We start from the raw sequence: 15629 nt of genomic DNA on the forward strand, positions 1-15629 counted from the left end.
ACCCTCTTGTTCGCATCCAACCATGCCCGGTCGGACGCGCGCTCATTACCCATGGGTTACCCCGTGACCGCGGAGGTCACCCCCGGGGCTCCGCCCCGTGCCAGGACCCTGGCCAGGCATTCGACGACATCCGGGTGATAGTCGCGGGCGGTGCCGAGGCGGAGCCGCTCCAGGGCGTCGAGGGCGGCGCCCGGTCCTTCGACGCCCGCGAGGTCGTCGTAGGCGTTCACGGCCCGGACGATCCGGGCGGGCAGCGGCTGCTCGCGGTACGGGTCGGCCTGCCGCTCCACGATCACGGCGACGGCCGTGGGGACGCCGGTCCTGCGGACGACCTCGCCGCCCAGGAGGGCGATCCTGCGCTGCTCGTCGGCCGGGAGGGTCGCGGTGGCGCCGCCCTCGACCGGGTCGACGAGGGAGAGCTGGCCGATGTCGTGCATGAGCGCCGCGTGCTCCAGGACGGTCAGCTCGGCCCCGGAGAGGCCCAGCTCGCGGCCGACGGCGGTGCTGAGGAGGGCGACCCGGCGGGCGTGGCCGGGCGGGGTGCAGCCGGCGATCTCGGTGGCGCGGGCGAGGGACGCGATGGTCTGGCGGTTGACGGTGCGCACGGCCGCGTACCGCCGGAAGGAGAACTGGGTGAGGAGCAGCGGCACGGCGAGCACGGGCAGCGCCCAGAGCCCGGCGGCGGCGACGCCGAGGGCCATGACGGTGCCGGTGGCGCAGACGGCGGAGCCGATGCCGAGGAGTGCCCGCAGTTCGTCGCGGAGCAGGGGGCCGTACGGGAATCCGGTGCGGGCGCGGAGCAGGAGGGCGGCGAGCACGGCGTCGCAGAGGGCGGTCAGGGCGAGCAGGAGCAGCAGGAAGAGGGCGTAGGGCGGGCCGTGGCCGAGGTGCTCGATGAGGGCGCCGGAGTTGTAGAGCGGCTGGAAGCAGAGGGCGGCGAAGGCGACGGTGAGGACGCGGCGGGCGAGGTGGTCGGGTGTGGGGCCGCGGCCCCGGGCGAGGTGGGGGACGATCCCGGCGAGGCCCGCGGCGACGACGACGGCGACGGTCTGGAGGACGCCGTGGGTGGTGGCGGTGCCGGCGCTCGCTCCGAGGAGGGCGTAGGCGAGGGCTCCGGCGGCGGCGAGGGGGGCGGGTTCGCTCCCTCGTAGGTCCTCGGCCGCGGGGGGTACCCCCATGTCGGGGGCGGCGCCCCAGCGGGCGAGTTCGCCGAGGACGACGAGGGTGCCGAAGGCGAGGGCGTTGCCGGGTTCGACGACTCCGTACCAGAGGGTGGAGCCGAAGGCGGTGAGGCCGAGGAGGAGTGCGGCGCCGTGGACGGCGCCGACGGTGACGGCGCCGGGCCTCACGCGCGCTCCCTCGGCCCGGTGGGGCGGGAGGTGCCGGGTCCGCGCGGTGGGGGTACCTGGTCGGGTGGCGGGGGCGTCTCGTCGGCGGTGACGGCGGGCTGCCAGCCGTGCCGGTCCAGGGCCTGGACGAGCGCGGTGACCATCCGGGGGTCGAAGTGGCTGCCGGCGCACCGCTCCAGTTCGGCGACGGCGGTGGGGACGGGGCGGGCGCGGCTGTAGGAGCGGGTGGAGGTCATGGCGTCGAAGGCGTCGGCGACGGCCACGACCCGGGCGAATTCGGGGATCTCCTCGCCGCGGAGCCCGTAGGGGTAGCCGGTGCCGTCCATGCGTTCGTGGTGGTGGAGGATCGCGTCCCGTGCCTCGCCGAGGAAGCCGATGCCCCGGACCATCTCGTGTCCGTACTCGGGGTGCAGTTCGATGACCCGGCGTTCCTCGGGGGTGAGGGGGCCGTCCTTGCGCAGGACGCGGGTGGGGACGCCCAGTTTGCCGACGTCGTGGAGGATGCCGGCGAACCGTACGACGTCGAGCCGGTCGTCGGGCATGCCGAGCTCACGGGCGATCAGGACGGAGGCGTGGCCGACGCGTTCGCTGTGGCCGCGGGTGTAGCGGTCCTTGATGTCGACGGCCTGGACGAGGGCGCGGATGGTGGCCTGGTGGGCGGCGCGTTCGCGGTGGTACTGGGCGAAGACCCAGCAGGAGATGTACATCGGGAGGAGCACGTAGAGGGCCGAGACGGGCCCGTAGGTGCTGCGCCAGAGGACGGCCATCATCAGTCCGGCGAGGCCGTGGACGATGTGCGGGGCGAGGGCCCGGCCCAGCAGGCCGCGCCAGGCGGCCCGTGGGTGCACCCCGTCCGCGGTGGCGCGGATGCCGCCGTCGAGGGCGGTGAGGACGAGGCAGAAGGTGAGCGCGGCGGCGCCTGCGGGGAGCAGGACGTACGGGAGGTCGGGGGTGTCGGGGCCGCGTCCGAGGGCGTCGGAGGCGTCGAGGGCCTCGGCGGCCCGGGCGGCGGCCCAGACGGCGAGGGCGGTGGCGGCGGTGCGCCAGGCGCGGCGGGGTGCGGCGGGGGGTTCGTCGACGCGGGTGAGGAGGCTGCCGGGGAGGGAGGCGAGCGCGGCGGCGGCGGGCGGCAGGAGGAGGGCGGCGGCGAGGAGGACGGGGAGGAAGGAGCCGGTGCCCATGGGGACGGAGCCGCCGAGGGCGCGGCCGAGGAGCGGGCAGCGGGCGGGCAGCTCGCAGAGCGCGTACAGGGCGGCGAGGAGCGCGAGGGTGCTCCAGGGGGTGGACGCGCCGGGGTGCAGCGCGGGCAGGGCGCAGGCCCCGGCGCCGAGCAGGGCGCAGCCGATGTACACGCGGGCCGCCCGTGGAATGACCTTCACGCCCATCACGCGTGTCACGCTAGCGAGCGGGGCTGCCGGGGGCGGCGGTGTGGCGCTGATTCGCACCATCGGGTGATACAAGCTGACTTACGGGGAAGGCCGCCGCGTTCGTGCCGCGGCGGCCTCCTTTCCCTCTGCCGGAGGGGTACTACTCCTGCGGAGCCGGCGTCGTGGGGAGGATCTCGGTGATCTCCTGCTCGGGCACCATGTGCCCGGAGCGGATCAGGTCGATCCGGCCCATGACCTTGGCCCGCAGGTCGGTGGGGACGTCGTCGCTGCCGCAGCAGCGCTTGACGAGCTTCTTCACCGCCTGCTCGAGACCGTACTTCTCCAGGCACGGGGAGCACTCCTCGAAGTGCACCTCGAACTTGGTGCAGTCACTGTCGGGCATCTCGTGGTCGAGGAACTCGTAGAGATGATCCAGGACCTCTGAGCAATCCGTCTCGTGCGGCTCTCCGCAGCTCATGAGCCCGAGCCTTTCAGATCGTTCGACGACTCTCCGGCGCCCGCGGGAACGAGCCCGCGGTCGCGGGCGTAGTCCTCGAGCATGCCGCGCAGCTGGCGGCGGCCCCGGTGCAGTCGGGACATCACCGTACCGATGGGTGTCCCCATGATGTCCGCGATCTCCTTGTACGCAAAGCCCTCGACATCCGCGAGATAGACGGCGATGCGGAACTCCTCGGGAATCGCCTGGAGGGCTTCCTTCACGTCGGAGTCCGGGAGGTGGTCGAGAGCCTGCGACTCGGCGGAGCGCAGCCCGGTCGACATGTGCGACTCGGCGCGGGCGAGCTGCCAGTCCTCGATCTCCTCGGCGGCGCTGCGCTGGGGCTCGCGCTGCTTCTTGCGGTACGAGTTGATGAAGGTGTTCGTGAGGATGCGGTACAGCCACGCCTTGAGGTTCGTACCCTCGCGGAACTGGTGGAAGGATCCGTACGCCTTGGCGTAGGTCTCCTGCACCAGGTCCTCCGCGTCCGCGGGGTTGCGCGTCATGCGCAGCGCGGCCGAGTACATCTGGTCGAGGAAGCCGAGGGCGTCCCGCTCGAAGCGCGCGTTGCGCTCCTCGGTCGTCTCCTCGGGGCCGTCGTCGGTCCCTGTGTCGGTCCCAGTGACCGGACCCACCTCCTCCAGCGCGGCGGCGAGCCCGAGGGCGGACCCGCTCGTTTCGGAGGATAGACGAGGAACCGCTCCGCCCGCCGCCCGAATGTGGGCGCCCTGGGGGGCGGGCAGCACTGTCCAGTCGAGGTCAGCGACCTGCGCACGCTCCGGGCAGATGGTCGAACCCATACGACGGACACCTCTTCCTTTGCTCTCACACAGACGCTCTCGACAACAGCGCCGCCCCGTTCCACATTCCCGCTAGCGGCGGGGTGTTCGGCGCAGTCCGGTGATCCACTCGGCGACCCCGTCCGCGAGCCGGTCCATGGCCTCGTCCTGGCCGAGGGGCGCGCGTTTGGGCACGGCGAGGCCGTGGTCGCCGTGCGGGATCACGACGAGGTCGTACGGGCCTTCCGGGTACTCCTCGGGGCGTCCGAAGGGGTCGTTGCCGCCCTGGACGACGAGTGTCGGCAGGCCGGTGCCGAGGAGTTCGTCGGCGCGGGACCGCTCCGGCCTGCCCGGGGGGTGCAGCGGGAAGCTCAGCGCGAGGACGGCGCGCGCGCCGAGGTCCCGGCCGGTGCGGCAGGCGACACGGGCGCCGGCGCTGCGGCCGCCGGCGATCACCGGGAGGCCGGGGCGGGCGAGGGCGGGCCAGAGGCCGCGCCACCCGATGTCGAGGGTCTTCGGGGCGGGCGCGACCTTCTTGCCGGCGACCCGCCAGGGCTGCTCGACGAGGGCGACGGTCACGCCGCGGGCGGGGAGCGCGGCGGCCAGGGCCTGGAGGTCGCGGGCCTCGACGCCGCCGCCGGCGCCGTGGCCGAGGGCCAGGACGGCCCACGGCTCCGTCCCCTCGTGCCAGGTGACGCGGGCTTCACCGGCGTCGGTGGGAACGGTCTCGGACTGTGTCACATCGGTCACAGGGCCATAGTGCCGTCCGCGCGCCCCGGAGGGTCAGAACAGCGTGGCCATCTCCGGGCCCTCCAGCTCCTCCAGGAGCTCGGGTCCGTTGTTGCGGACGTTGCTGACGGCGGTGGCCACGGGGTAGGCCCGCATCCGTCCGCCGGGCGGTGGGGCGAGCAGTCGGCTCAGCTCCTCGGGATCGGTGCGCGCCGGGTCGAGCCAGGCGTCCCAGCGGTCCTCCGTGAGCATCAGGGGCATCCGGGGGTGGATGTCGGCGAGCGAGTGCGGGCCCTCGGCCGGAGCGACGCCGAGGGGGCCGGTCTCCGCCTCGGTGGTGATCACCGAGCAGGTCACCCACCACGCGGAGGGGTGGTCGTCGGGGAGGGTGCGGTCGCGCCAGAACTCGTAGAGCCCCGCCATGGCGAAGACCGAGCCGTCCGCCGGGGTCACGAAGTACGGCTGCTTCCGGGGCCGCTTCTTCTTGCCCTCGACCTCCAGATCGCGCTCCCCCGCCCCGGTGACCCACTCGTAGTAGCCGTCGGCGGGCAGGATGCAGCGGCGGGCCGTGAAGGCCCGCTTGAAGGAGGGCTTCTCGGCCACGGTCTCCGCGCGCGCGTTGATCATCCGGGCGGCGCCCTCGGGGTTCTTGGCCCAGGACGGCACGAGGCCCCATTTCAGTGCGCGCAGCTGGCGAACCGGACTCCGCGATCCTGCGTCTTTCAGCGGACGCTCCAGGACGGCCCAGACCTCCTTGGTGGGGGCCACGTTCCAGTCCGGGGCCAGAGTCTCCTCCGGCTCCCACTTCTCTATTCCGAAGGCGTCGACGAGGTCCTCGGGCCGCCGACTCGCTGCATACCGTCCGCACATACGTGCCAGACTGCCACGACCCACGACCCCCCGAGGAGCGGCCCGAGACATGGACCTCTTCACCCCGCAGGCAGCCCCGGCCGAGTGGCTGGTGATCGCCACCGGCGTCGCCGCCCTCGCCGTCACCGTGCCCCGCCGCCTCTGGCTGCTCGCCCGCAACGCGATCACCATCGCCCACGAGGGCGGCCACGGGCTCCTCGCCCTCGCCACCGGCCGGCGCCTGGAGGCGATACGGCTGCACTCGGACACCAGCGGCCTGACCGTGAGCCGAGGCCGTCCGACCGGCCTCGGCGTGGTGCTCACCCTGGCCGCCGGCTATCCCGCGGCCCCGCTGCTCGGCCTGGGCGGCGCCGCCCTGCTGGGCACCGGCCGGGTCACCCTGCTGCTGTGGGTGGCGACGGCCCTGCTCCTCGCGATGCTGGTGATGGTCCGCAACGCGTACGGGATCCTCACCGTCCTGCTGACGGGCGCGGCCTTCCTCCTCGTCTCCTGGCTGACCGGACCCGAGGTCCAGTCGGCCTTCGCCTACGCGGTGGTCTGGTTCCTCCTCCTCGGTGGCGTGCGTCCCGCTTTCGAGCTCCAGGCGAAGCGGCGCCACGGCGGCGCCGGCGACTCGGACGCGGACCAGCTGGCGCGGCTCACCCATGTGCCCGCCGGGGTGTGGCTGTTCTTCTTCCACGCCGTCTCGATCTGCGCCCTGATCGGCGGCGGGCGCTGGCTCCTGGGCTACTGACTCCCCCGTACAGTGAGTTCCATGACCGCAGCTGCTTCCGCGCACACCGACCCGTCCACCGACCTCTGGCCCGCCCCGTACGCGCGGGGCGCCGTCGACGCGACCGTCACCGTGCCCGGCTCGAAGTCGGTCACCAACCGTGCCCTGGTCCTGGCCGCCCTGGCCTCCGAGCCCGGGTGGCTGCGGCGTCCGCTGCGCTCCCGGGACACCCTCCTGATGGCCGAGGCGCTCCGCACCCTCGGCGTGCGCATCGAGGAGGGCGTGGGCCCCGACGGCTCCGGCGAGGTCTGGCGGATCATCCCGGCGCCGCTGCGCGGACCGGCGACCGTCGACGTCGGCAACGCCGGCACGGTCATGCGCTTCCTGCCCCCGGTCACGGCGCTCGCCGACGGCCCGGTCCGCTTCGACGGCGACCCCCGCTCCCACGAGCGCCCGCTGCACGGCGTGATCGACGCGCTGCGCGCGCTGGGTGCCCGCATCGACGACGACGGCCGGGGCGCGCTGCCGCTGACCGTGCACGGCGGGGGCGGTCTGGAGGGCGGCACGGTCGAGATCGACGCCTCCTCGTCGTCCCAGTTCGTGAGCGCCCTGCTGCTGTCCGGGGCCCGCTTCAACCAGGGCGTCGAGGTACGGCACGTGGGCACGCGGCTTCCCTCGCTGCCGCACATCCGGATGACGGTCGACATGCTGCGGGCGGTCGGCGCCCAGGTCGACGAGCCGGAGCACGGCGGCGCCCCGGACGTGTGGCGGGTGTCGCCGTCCGCGCTGCGCGGCCGGGACCTGGTGGTCGAGCCCGACCTGTCGAACGCGCAGCCGTTCCTGGCGGCCGCGCTGGTGACCGGTGGCCGGGTGACGGTCCGCGACTGGCCCGCGCGGACCACCCAGCCCGGTGACGCGCTGCGGGAGATCTTCACCGAGATGGGTGGTTCCTGCGAGCTGACCGACGCGGGTCTGACGTTCACCGGCACGGGCCGGATCCACGGCATCGACGTGGACCTCGGTGAGGTCGGCGAGCTGACGCCGGGCATCGCGGCGGTCGCGGCCCTCGCCGACTCCCCGTCCACCCTGCGCGGGGTCGCCCATCTGCGGCTGCACGAGACGGACCGGCTCGCGGCGCTCACCAAGGAGATCAACGAGCTGGGCGGCGACGTCACCGAGACCGAGGACGGTCTGCACATCCGCCCGCGCCCGCTGCACGGCGGTGTCTTCCACACGTACCACGACCACCGCATGGCGACGGCGGGCGCGATCATCGGCCTCGCGGTCGAGGGCGTGGAGATCGAGGACGTGGCGACGACGGCGAAGACCTTGCCTGACTTCCCGAGGATGTGGACCGAAATGCTCGGGGTCTGAACCATGCGGCGTTACGGCAAGAACACCGACGAGGACGACATCCGCCAGCGGCCCAACCGCAAGGGCACCCGTCCCCGGACGACCATCCGCCCGAAGCACGAGGACGCCGTCGAGGGCATGGTCCTCACCGTCGACCGGGGCCGGCTGACCTGTCTGGTCGACGACCGGGTCGTGACGGCGATGAAGGCGCGCGAGCTGGGCCGCAAGGCCGCCGTGGTCGGCGACCGGGTCTCGATCGTCGGCGACCTGTCCGGCGAGCGGGACACGCTGGCCCGGATCGTGCGGATCGGCGAGCGCAGCTCGGTGCTCCGCCGAACGGCCGACGACGACGACCCGTACGAGCGGGTGGTCGTCGCCAACGCCGATCAGCTGGCGATCGTCACCGCGCTGGCCGACCCCGAGCCGCGCCCGCGGCTGATCGACCGCTGTCTGGTCGCCGCGTACGACGGCGGTCTCACCCCGCTGCTCGTCCTCACCAAGTCGGACCTGGCGTCGCCGGACGCGCTCCTCGACATGTACGGCGCGCTGGGCGTGCCGCACGTGGTGACCACGCGCGACGAGTTCGTGGACGGCGTCGCCGCCGACCGGGTGCACGAGCACCTCAAGGGGCGCACCACCGCGTTCGTGGGGCACTCCGGCGTCGGCAAGACGACCCTGGTCAACGCCCTGGTCCCGGCGGACAGGCGCCGGACCACGGGCGTCGTCAACGCGGTCACCGGCCGCGGCCGGCACACCACGACCTCGGCGCTCGCCCTGCCGCTGGACGACAAGGAGGGCGGCTGGGTGATCGACACGCCGGGCGTGCGCTCCTTCGGTCTGCACCACGTCGACCCGTCCCGGGTGATCCTCGCCTTCCCCGACCTCGTGCCGGGTACGGAGAACTGCCCGCGCGCGTGCAGCCACGACGAGCCGGACTGCGCGCTCGACTCCTGGGTGGCCGACGGGCACGCCGATCCGGCGCGCCTGGAGTCGCTGCGCCGGCTGCTGTCGACCCGGGAGCGACGCGAGGGCGACTGAGCCGTCCGCCTTGAGGGCTGACCGTGACCGATGTGGGCATAATCGCACCAAGTGCGACGAAGCAGTCACCGACGGCGTGGGAGGCACTTTCGATGGCGTGGCTGCTGGTGGTACTCGCGGGGCTCCTGGAGACCGGCTTCGCGGTCTGTCTGAAGCTCTCGCACGGATTCACCCGGCTCTGGCCGACGATCGCCTTCGCGACCTTCGCCCTGGGCAGCTTCGGCCTTCTCACGCTCGCCCTGCGGAAGCTCGACGTGGGTCCGGCGTACGCGGTGTGGACGGGGATCGGCGCGGCCGGGACGGCGATCTACGGCATGCTCTTCCTCGGCGACCTGGTCTCCACGCTCAAGATCGTCTCGATCACCCTGGTGATCCTCGGGGTCATCGGACTCCAGCTCTCCGGCTCCTCGCACTGACCCCCCGCGCCCCACGCGGCGGGGAAGGCGGGCGCCACGACATGGCTGAGGGCCAGCCGGACGGCGAGCTCGCAGCCGGCGGCCCACCGTTCGTCCACGCAGGCGACGGTCGCCTCGACCAGCTCGCCGGGCGCCGGCGGCCCCTCGTCGGCGCGGCGCTGGGCGGGGACGGCGGCGGGGCGGGCGCCGGTCCTGGCGGGCCGGGGCGCGGGCAGTCTCCCGTCCCAGGCGCCGGTGAGCAGGGCGCGGAGGACGGGGCGGGCGGCCGCCCTGGCCACGATCCACTCGACGGCGGCGACCAGGTTCCGCTCGGGCGGGGCCGGGGCGGTGAGCAGCCGCCGTACGCCGTCGAGGTAGGCGTCGGCCTCCCGTCGCACCAGGGCGCGGGCGAGCCCGTCCTTGCTGCCGAACTCGTTGTAGAGGGTCTGCCGGGAGACCCGGGCGGCCGCGGCGAGGTCCGCCATCCGCACGACGGACCAGGGCCGGTGCGCGAGCGCGGCGAGCGCGGCGTCGAGCAGGGCCTCGCGGGCGGTCGCCATCGGCACCTCCGGGAGGGAACGGTTCTCCGCACAGCGTCGGCAGCCGGTCACGCCCTGTCAAGAGTGCCGGTGGACGGTTCTCCGCGTGGCGATCACACGGCGATAGAGTGCCGACCATGGCCGATTACCACGATGATCTGCGTCTCGCCCATGTCCTCGCGGATGCCGCCGACGCGGCCACCATGGACCGTTTCCAGGCGCTCGACCTGAAGGTCGAGACGAAGCCGGACATGACTCCGGTCAGCGAGGCCGACAAGGCGGCCGAGGAGCTGATCCGGGGTCAGCTCCAGCGGGCCAGGCCGCGCGACGCGATCCTGGGCGAGGAGTTCGGCGTGGAGGGCTCGGGCCCCCGCCGCTGGGTGATCGACCCGATCGACGGAACGAAGAACTACGTGCGCGGGGTGCCGGTGTGGGCGACCCTGATCGCGCTGATGGAGGCCGGGGAGACCGGGTTCCAGCCGGTGGTGGGCGTGGTGTCGGCGCCCGCGCTCGGCCGGCGCTGGTGGGCGGCGAAGGGCCTGGGCGCGTACACCGGGCGCAGCCTGGCCTCGGCGACCCGGATCGGGGTCTCGAAGGTGGCCTCCCTGGAGGACGCCTCGTTCGCGTACTCCTCGCTGAGCGGCTGGGAGGAGCAGGGCCGTCTCGACGGTTTCATGGACCTCACGCGCGCGTGCTGGCGGACCCGGGCGTACGGCGACTTCTGGCCGTACATGATGGTCGCCGAGGGGTCCGTGGACATCTGCGCGGAGCCGGAGCTGTCGCTGTGGGACATGGCGGCGGTGGCGGTCGTGGTGCAGGAGGCGGGCGGCACGTACACGGGCCTGGACGGGCGGCACGGTCCGCACAGCGGCAACGCGGCGGCGTCGAACGGCCTGCTTCACGGCGAGCTGCTGAGCTACCTCAACCAGGAGGACGCGAAGGGCTGAGCGCCCGCCGCGCTCCCCGGGGGCGCCTCGCGCGCCCCCTTGTCGGACCTCCGTCCCGGTGCCACTCTGAGAATCCCCCCGCTTGTGAACTTGTGAAGCATTTCTCCAGCGCCTCCGGCGCCGGGGCTTCTCGTGCAGAGCGGGAACGATTCCCCCAGGAGGTGGCTCCGTCCATGCTCGTTCGCGACGCCATGAGTTCGGTGGTCCTCACCATCGGTCCGGCCCACACCCTCCGCCAGGCGGCCCGGCTGATGTCGGCGCGCCGCGTCGGCGCGGCCGTCGTCCTCGACACCGACGCCGGCGGGCTCGGGATCCTCACCGAGCGCGACATCCTCAACTCCCTCGCCCTCGACCAGGATCCCGATCTCGAGACCGCGGGTTCCCACACCACCCGCGACGTCGTCTTCGCCGCCCCCACATGGACCCTGGCGAAGGCGGCCGAGGCCATGACCCGCGGCGGCTTCCGCCATCTCATCGTCCTCGACGACCTGGGTCCCGTCGGCGTCGTCTCCGTCCGCGACATCATCCGCTGCTGGATCCCCGTGCACAGCGTCGCGGGCTGAACCCCTTCCCGGGCACGCGAAAGCGGGCCGGATCCCGTACGGAAATCCGGCCCGCTCTCCCTACGACAAGCGTCCTCAGCCGCGCAGGGCCTGGACCGCGGCCTCCAGCCGCTTGCCGAAGTCACCATCCGCCTGGCGGAAGTTGCTGATGGCCCGCTCGGCGATGTCGTCGCGCGAGACCTTGGCGATGAAGCCCGACAGGTTCTCGATCAGGCGGCTCTTCTCGTCCTCCGACATGAGGCGGTAGAGGTTGCCCGCCTGCACGAAGTCGTTGTCCTCGGAGTGGACCGGGGCCGCGTGGTCGCCGGTCACACCCGTCACCGGGACCGGCTGCCACAGCGGGCGGTCGATCTGGTGCGGGCCGCCGAAGGAGTTCGGCTCGTAGTTCTTCGTGCCCTTGTGGCGGCCGTCGTAGAGGAAGCCGTCTCGGGAGTTGGTGCGCGCCTCGGTGGCGTGCGGGCGGTTCACCGGCAGGTGGTCGGCGTTGATGCCGACGCGGTAGCGGTGGGCGTCGCCGTAGGCGAAGAGCCGGCCCTGGAGCATCTTGTCCGGGGACGGGCCGATGCCGGGCACGAAGTGCGCCGGGCTGAAGATGGACTGCTCGACCTCGGCGAAGATGTTCTCCGGGTTGCGGTTGAGCTCCAGCTTGCCGATCTCGATCGGCGGGTAGTCCTCGTGCGGCCACACCTTGGTGAGGTCGAACGGGTTGAAGCGGTAGTTCTCCGCCTCGGCCGCGGGCATGATCTGGACCTGCACGGTCCAGGTCGGGAAGTCACCGCGCTCGATGGCCTCGCGCAGGTCGCGCTGGTGCGAGTCGGGGTCCACACCCGAGAGGCGGACGGCCTCCTCGGTGGTGAGGTTCTTGATCCCCTGGTCGGTCTTGAAGTGGTACTTGACCCAGAAGACCTCGCCGGCCTCGTTGTTCCACTGGAACGTGTGCGAGCCGTAGCCGTTCATGTGGCGGTACGAGGCGGGGATGCCGCGGTCGCCGAAGAGCCAGGTCACCTGGTGGGTCGACTCCGGGGAGAGACCCCAGAAGTCCCAGACGTTGTCCGCCTCCTGCGAGCCCGTGTACGGGTCGCGCTTCTGGGTGTGGATGAAGTCGGGGAACTTGATGGCGTCCTTGATGAAGAACACCGGGGTGTTGTTGCCGACGAGGTCGTAGTTGCCCTCCTCGGTGTAGAACTTCAGCGCCCAGCCGCGGGGGTCGCGGACCGCGTCGGCCGCGCCGAGGTTGCCCGCGACGGTGGAGAAGCGCAGGAAGGTCTCGGTCTCCTTGCCGACCTCGGAGAGGAACGCGGCGCGCGTCCACTGCGAGACGTCACGGGTGACCGTGAAGGTGCCGTAGGCGCCCGCACCGCGCGCGTGGACGACGCGCTCCGGGATGCGCTCACGGTTGAAGTGGGCGAGCTTCTCCAGGAGGAGCTGGTCCTGTACGAGGACCGGACCGCCGACGCCCGCCGTCTCGCTGTTCTGGTTGTCGGCGACCGGCGCGCCGGCCTCCGTGGTGAGCGGTCCCTGCGTCACGTGCGCCTCCTGCGTCATTACTGCGAGTCCTGTCCTTCGGCCGCGCCCGGTGAGAGCCCTTGGCCGATGCCGGTTCAGATCCTACGATAGACAATGTCTAAGTCAAGTGAACTTCCAAAGTCACACCCATTCGGGATCACGTCCCGCGACTGTTAGGCTGGCTCCCATGAGTGACCTGTTGGAACGACTGCGCGGACGCGGCTGGCGGATGACCGCGCAGCGACGCGTCGTGGCCGAGGTCCTCGACGGGGATCATGTGCACCTGACCGCCGACGAGGTCCACGCGCGCGCGGTGACGCGACTGCCCGAGATCTCGCGCGCCACCGTCTACAACACGCTGGGCGAGATGGTCACCCTCGGTGAGGTCATCGAGGTGGCGACCGACGGCCGCGCCAAGCGCTACGACCCCAACGCCCACCGGCCGCACCAGCACCTGGTGTGCGGGCGCTGCGGCGCGATCCGCGACGTCCACCCGGGCGGCGACCCGCTGGCGGACCTGCCGGACACCGAGCGCTTCGGCTTCACTATCTCGAACGTCGAGGTCACATACCGGGGCATCTGCCCGAGCTGCGCCACCACCGCCTGACACGTCTGTACGGGAGAAGCCCCCTCCGAGGAGGGGGCTTCTCTCTGCGCCCGCGCGGCGATACGCATGCCGGACACACGACGAAGGCCCGGATCCGATCGGAATCGGATCCGGGCCTTCGCTGCCACTGAGTAGCGGGGACAGGATTTGAACCTGCGACCTCTGGGTTATGAGCCCAGCGAGCTACCGAGCTGCTCCACCCCGCGTCGGTAGACCCGACTCTACGGGACGGCCCGCGACCAGCGCAAATCCATTGAGCGGCAGGCGTCTGGTGCAGTTAAGCGGTGAGCTCCTGGTGCAGCGCCTCGCTCAGCCGGGCGGCCCGCTCGGCGACCTCGGCCGGCCCCAGCTCCACCGCCCGGGCGCACCAGCGGCGCCCCTCGGTGAGCTCTCCGCGCCGCGCCGCGAGCAGCGCGAGCCGGAGCGCGGCGCGGCCGTGGCCGGCCCGGGCGGCCCGGGTCCACCAGAGGGCGGCCTCGCGCTCGCTGCCCTCGCGGGCGAGGAGCAGCCCGAGGTTGAAGGCGCCGTTGCGGCTGCCCGCCTCCGCCGCCTCGCGGTACCAGCGGTCGGCCTCCGCCAGGTCACCGCGTCCGGCGGCGAGCATGCCGACCCGCACCTGGGCGCGCCGGTGGCCCTGCTGGGCGGCCCGCTCGTACCACTCCTCGCACTCGCTCTTCTCCTCCCGGGGCGCGCCGAGGACGGCGGGGCCCGGGTCGGGGCGACGCGCGTCGAGCACCGAGGCGAGCCGGAAGGCGGCCTCGGCGCTGCCGCCGCCCGCCGCGCAGCGCAGGTGCCGCTCGGCGGTCCGCTCGTCGCCGTCCCTGAGGGCCGCGATGCCCACCTGGAGGGCCGCCTCGGTGTGCCCGGCGGCCGCGGCCCGCTCGTACCAGACGAGGGCCGTACGGTCGTCGTCACGGCCCGCGTGGAGGATGCCCAGGTTGAAGGCGGCGTCCACGCTGCCCGCCTCGGCGGCCTTGGAGAACCACGGCTCCGCCCCGTTGGCGTCGCCGGCCTGGAGGAGCAGCACGGCGAGCGCGTTGGCGGCCTCGCGGTGCCCCGCGTAGGCGGCGCGCCGGTACCACTGCTCGGCCTGCGGGATGCGGTCCTGGGCGGCGCAGAGCAGCCCGAGGTTGTAGGCGCCGTTCACGTCGCCCGCGTCCATGGCGGCCCGGTACCAGCGCTCGGCGGTCTGCTGCTCGCCCCGGGCCGCGTGCAGCGCGCCCAGCGCGTTGGCGGCGTTGCCGTCGCCGTCCTGGGCGGCGCGCAGCCACCACACGGCGGCGCTCTCCTCGTCGCCCGCGTCGCGGAGGAGGAAGCCGAGCGCGCAGGCGGCCTTGGCCTCGCCCTCCTTGGCGGAGCTGAGGTACCAGCGGCCGGCCTCCTTGAGCTCGCCCCGCTGCTCCAGGATCGCGCCGAGGTGCAGCGCGGCCCGTCGGTGGCCGCGCGCGGCGGCCTGCCGGAACCACTGCTCGGCCTCGGTCGGCTCGCCGCCGGGCTCGCCGACGGGGCGCGCGGTGGCGGCCCCCTGGGCCGTGGCACCGGCGCCGGTGGGCACGAGGGCGCCCGTGCCGGGGACCCGGAGCCGGGTGCCGGTGTCGTGCGGGCCGCGGGTGGTCTCGGTGGCGCGGCGCTCCAGGGCGAGGGCGAGCCGGTACGCGGCCTCACGGTGGCCCTGTTCGGCGGCGGCGCGCAGCCAGCGCTCGGCGCCGACGTCGCTGCGGTGCTCCAGGAGGTCGGCGAGGGCGTACGCGCCGAGGGCGTGGCCCTGCTCGGCGGCCTGGCGCAGCCAGTACTCGGCGGCCGGTTCGTCGCCGCGCTCGCGGTGGTGGCGGCCGAGGGCGTGGGCGGCGGGCGCGGAGCCGGCGACGGCGGCGACCCGCCACCAGCCGGCCGCCTCCTCGGCGTAGCCGCGCTGGTGCAGCAGGACCCCGAGGTTGTTCGCGGCGGCCCGGTCGCCCTCGGCGGTGGCGCCCCGCAGATAGGGCTCGGCGCCGTCGAGGTCGCCGCGGCGCAGCAGCAGCGCGCCGAGGGCGCTCATCGAGGCGAGGTCTCCGCGCTCGGCGGCGCGCCGGTGGCGGGCCTCGACCTCGGTCTCGTTCTCGGAGTCGGCATCGGTCTCGGCGGTGGTGTCGACGGCCGCATCGACGGCCCCTGCTGCCTCGATGATCTCGTCCGCGGCGTTCCTGGCGTGCCGCTGCACAAACCGCCCTGTCTCCAACAGAGTTGCCCTGTCCCCCATAAATACCATCGTCGCACCACCCGCAACCCGAGCACACCTGGTATACCGCAGCCAGTGAGGTCACTCAGCGTTTTGTCGACATGCCCACAGAGAGACAAGTCAAACACGACTCACGCCAACTCGCCCCTTCCCTACCGCTC

Annotated in this window: 16 protein-coding genes and 1 tRNA gene; 7 read left to right on the forward strand and 10 right to left on the reverse strand. The window is 73.2% G+C overall.

The genetic code is table 11. The features are described 5' to 3' along the window. Window positions 1–56: 56 nt before the first annotated feature. From AMK29_RS06535 to AMK29_RS06560, 6 genes are all read right to left on the reverse strand, one after another. The gene (locus AMK29_RS06535; protein ID WP_073808876.1) at window positions 57–1349 is read right to left on the reverse strand and encodes an HD-GYP domain-containing protein; all 1293 of its coding nucleotides are present in this window, start codon (window positions 1347–1349) and stop codon (window positions 57–59) included. Next, entirely contained in the window at window positions 1346–2728 is a 1383-nt protein-coding gene (locus AMK29_RS06540; protein WP_311775908.1) for an HD-GYP domain-containing protein, read from the reverse strand. Before AMK29_RS06540 ends, AMK29_RS06535 begins: the two co-directional genes overlap by 4 nt. Before the next feature lie 148 nt (window positions 2729–2876). After that, window positions 2877–3194 (reverse strand): mycothiol system anti-sigma-R factor, encoded by a 318-nt coding sequence (gene rsrA / locus AMK29_RS06545; protein ID WP_073808884.1) that lies wholly within the window; start codon window positions 3192–3194, stop codon window positions 2877–2879. Next, window positions 3191–3847: a sigma-70 family RNA polymerase sigma factor gene (locus AMK29_RS06550; protein WP_187282890.1), complete on the reverse strand. Its 657-nt coding sequence runs from the start codon at window positions 3845–3847 to the stop codon at window positions 3191–3193. The genes rsrA and AMK29_RS06550 overlap by 4 nt, the downstream gene beginning before the upstream one ends. A gap of 237 nt (window positions 3848–4084) precedes the next feature. Beyond that, the gene (locus AMK29_RS06555) at window positions 4085–4732 is read right to left on the reverse strand and encodes an alpha/beta hydrolase family protein (RefSeq protein WP_079196817.1); all 648 of its coding nucleotides are present in this window, start codon (window positions 4730–4732) and stop codon (window positions 4085–4087) included. Window positions 4733–4774: 42 nt separating this feature from the next. Then, window positions 4775–5590 (reverse strand): SOS response-associated peptidase, encoded by an 816-nt coding sequence (locus AMK29_RS06560; RefSeq protein ID WP_073808893.1) that lies wholly within the window; start codon window positions 5588–5590, stop codon window positions 4775–4777. A 49-nt stretch (window positions 5591–5639) separates the two neighbouring features. Here AMK29_RS06560 and AMK29_RS06565 point away from each other — a divergent pair, with 49 nt between their 5' ends. From AMK29_RS06565 to AMK29_RS06580, 4 genes are all read left to right on the forward strand, one after another. Beyond that, window positions 5640–6323 (forward strand): M50 family metallopeptidase, encoded by a 684-nt coding sequence (locus tag AMK29_RS06565; RefSeq protein ID WP_073808896.1) that lies wholly within the window; start codon window positions 5640–5642, stop codon window positions 6321–6323. Between the two features lie 21 nt (window positions 6324–6344). After that, a complete protein-coding gene (gene aroA / locus AMK29_RS06570) occupies window positions 6345–7676 on the forward strand; it encodes a 3-phosphoshikimate 1-carboxyvinyltransferase (protein WP_073808899.1) in 1332 nt (443 codons plus the stop codon). A gap of 3 nt (window positions 7677–7679) precedes the next feature. Beyond that, window positions 7680–8693, forward strand: coding sequence for a ribosome small subunit-dependent GTPase A (rsgA, locus tag AMK29_RS06575; RefSeq protein WP_073808902.1), 1014 nt, complete (start codon window positions 7680–7682; stop codon window positions 8691–8693). A 92-nt stretch (window positions 8694–8785) separates the two neighbouring features. Continuing rightward, window positions 8786–9109, forward strand: coding sequence for a DMT family transporter (locus AMK29_RS06580; protein WP_073808905.1), 324 nt, complete (start codon window positions 8786–8788; stop codon window positions 9107–9109). On the opposite strand, the gene AMK29_RS06585 is transcribed toward AMK29_RS06580, so the two are convergent. Continuing rightward, entirely contained in the window at window positions 9001–9648 is a 648-nt protein-coding gene (locus AMK29_RS06585) for a TetR/AcrR family transcriptional regulator (protein ID WP_073808908.1), read from the reverse strand. The two genes, AMK29_RS06580 and AMK29_RS06585, sit on opposite strands and share 109 nt — an antisense overlap. 116 nt (window positions 9649–9764) lie before the next feature. Here AMK29_RS06585 and hisN point away from each other — a divergent pair, with 116 nt between their 5' ends. Both hisN and AMK29_RS06595 read left to right on the forward strand, forming a co-directional pair. Next, window positions 9765–10574 (forward strand): histidinol-phosphatase, encoded by an 810-nt coding sequence (gene hisN / locus AMK29_RS06590; RefSeq protein WP_073808911.1) that lies wholly within the window; start codon window positions 9765–9767, stop codon window positions 10572–10574. Between the two features lie 173 nt (window positions 10575–10747). Continuing rightward, a complete protein-coding gene (locus AMK29_RS06595) occupies window positions 10748–11137 on the forward strand; it encodes a CBS domain-containing protein (protein WP_073808914.1) in 390 nt (129 codons plus the stop codon). 75 nt (window positions 11138–11212) lie between these two features. Here AMK29_RS06595 and AMK29_RS06600 read toward each other — a convergent pair whose 3' ends face one another. Next, window positions 11213–12682, reverse strand: a complete 1470-nt coding sequence (locus tag AMK29_RS06600) for a catalase (protein WP_073808917.1) — start codon at window positions 12680–12682, stop codon at window positions 11213–11215. Between the two features lie 148 nt (window positions 12683–12830). On the opposite strand from AMK29_RS06600, the gene AMK29_RS06605 reads away from it, so the two are divergent. Next, entirely contained in the window at window positions 12831–13250 is a 420-nt protein-coding gene (locus AMK29_RS06605) for a Fur family transcriptional regulator (protein WP_073808920.1), read from the forward strand. A 132-nt stretch (window positions 13251–13382) separates the two neighbouring features. Here the strand turns inward: AMK29_RS06605 and AMK29_RS06610 are convergent. Both AMK29_RS06610 and AMK29_RS06615 read right to left on the reverse strand, forming a co-directional pair. Next, window positions 13383–13456 (reverse strand) — tRNA-Met (locus AMK29_RS06610). Between the two features lie 71 nt (window positions 13457–13527). Then, window positions 13528–15498, reverse strand: a complete 1971-nt coding sequence (locus AMK29_RS06615; protein WP_073808923.1) for a tetratricopeptide repeat protein — start codon at window positions 15496–15498, stop codon at window positions 13528–13530. Window positions 15499–15629 lie beyond the last annotated feature (131 nt).

It is taken from the genome of Streptomyces sp. CB02261 (genome assembly GCF_001905665.1).
In the GTDB taxonomy this organism is placed as follows: Bacteria; Actinomycetota; Actinomycetes; order Streptomycetales; family Streptomycetaceae; genus Streptomyces.

Bases quoted from the DNA above. Each gene is read 5' to 3' on its own strand.
- AMK29_RS06580 (WP_073808905.1), top strand. From the start codon at position 8,786: ATGGCGTGGCTGCTGGTGGTACTCGCGGGGCTCCTGGAGACCGGCTTC.
- aroA (WP_073808899.1), top strand. From the start codon at position 6,345: ATGACCGCAGCTGCTTCCGCGCACACCGACCCGTCCACCGACCTCTGG.
- AMK29_RS06595 (WP_073808914.1), top strand. From the start codon at position 10,748: ATGCTCGTTCGCGACGCCATGAGTTCGGTGGTCCTCACCATCGGTCCG.
- AMK29_RS06600 (WP_073808917.1), bottom strand. From the start codon at position 12,682: ATGACGCAGGAGGCGCACGTGACGCAGGGACCGCTCACCACGGAGGCC.
- AMK29_RS06565 (WP_073808896.1), top strand. From the start codon at position 5,640: ATGGACCTCTTCACCCCGCAGGCAGCCCCGGCCGAGTGGCTGGTGATC.
- hisN (WP_073808911.1), top strand. From the start codon at position 9,765: ATGGCCGATTACCACGATGATCTGCGTCTCGCCCATGTCCTCGCGGAT.
- AMK29_RS06560 (WP_073808893.1), bottom strand. From the start codon at position 5,590: ATGTGCGGACGGTATGCAGCGAGTCGGCGGCCCGAGGACCTCGTCGAC.
- rsgA (WP_073808902.1), top strand. From the start codon at position 7,680: ATGCGGCGTTACGGCAAGAACACCGACGAGGACGACATCCGCCAGCGG.
- rsrA (WP_073808884.1), bottom strand. From the start codon at position 3,194: ATGAGCTGCGGAGAGCCGCACGAGACGGATTGCTCAGAGGTCCTGGAT.
- AMK29_RS06585 (WP_073808908.1), bottom strand. From the start codon at position 9,648: ATGGCGACCGCCCGCGAGGCCCTGCTCGACGCCGCGCTCGCCGCGCTC.
- AMK29_RS06605 (WP_073808920.1), top strand. From the start codon at position 12,831: ATGAGTGACCTGTTGGAACGACTGCGCGGACGCGGCTGGCGGATGACC.
- AMK29_RS06615 (WP_073808923.1), bottom strand. From the start codon at position 15,498: ATGGTATTTATGGGGGACAGGGCAACTCTGTTGGAGACAGGGCGGTTT.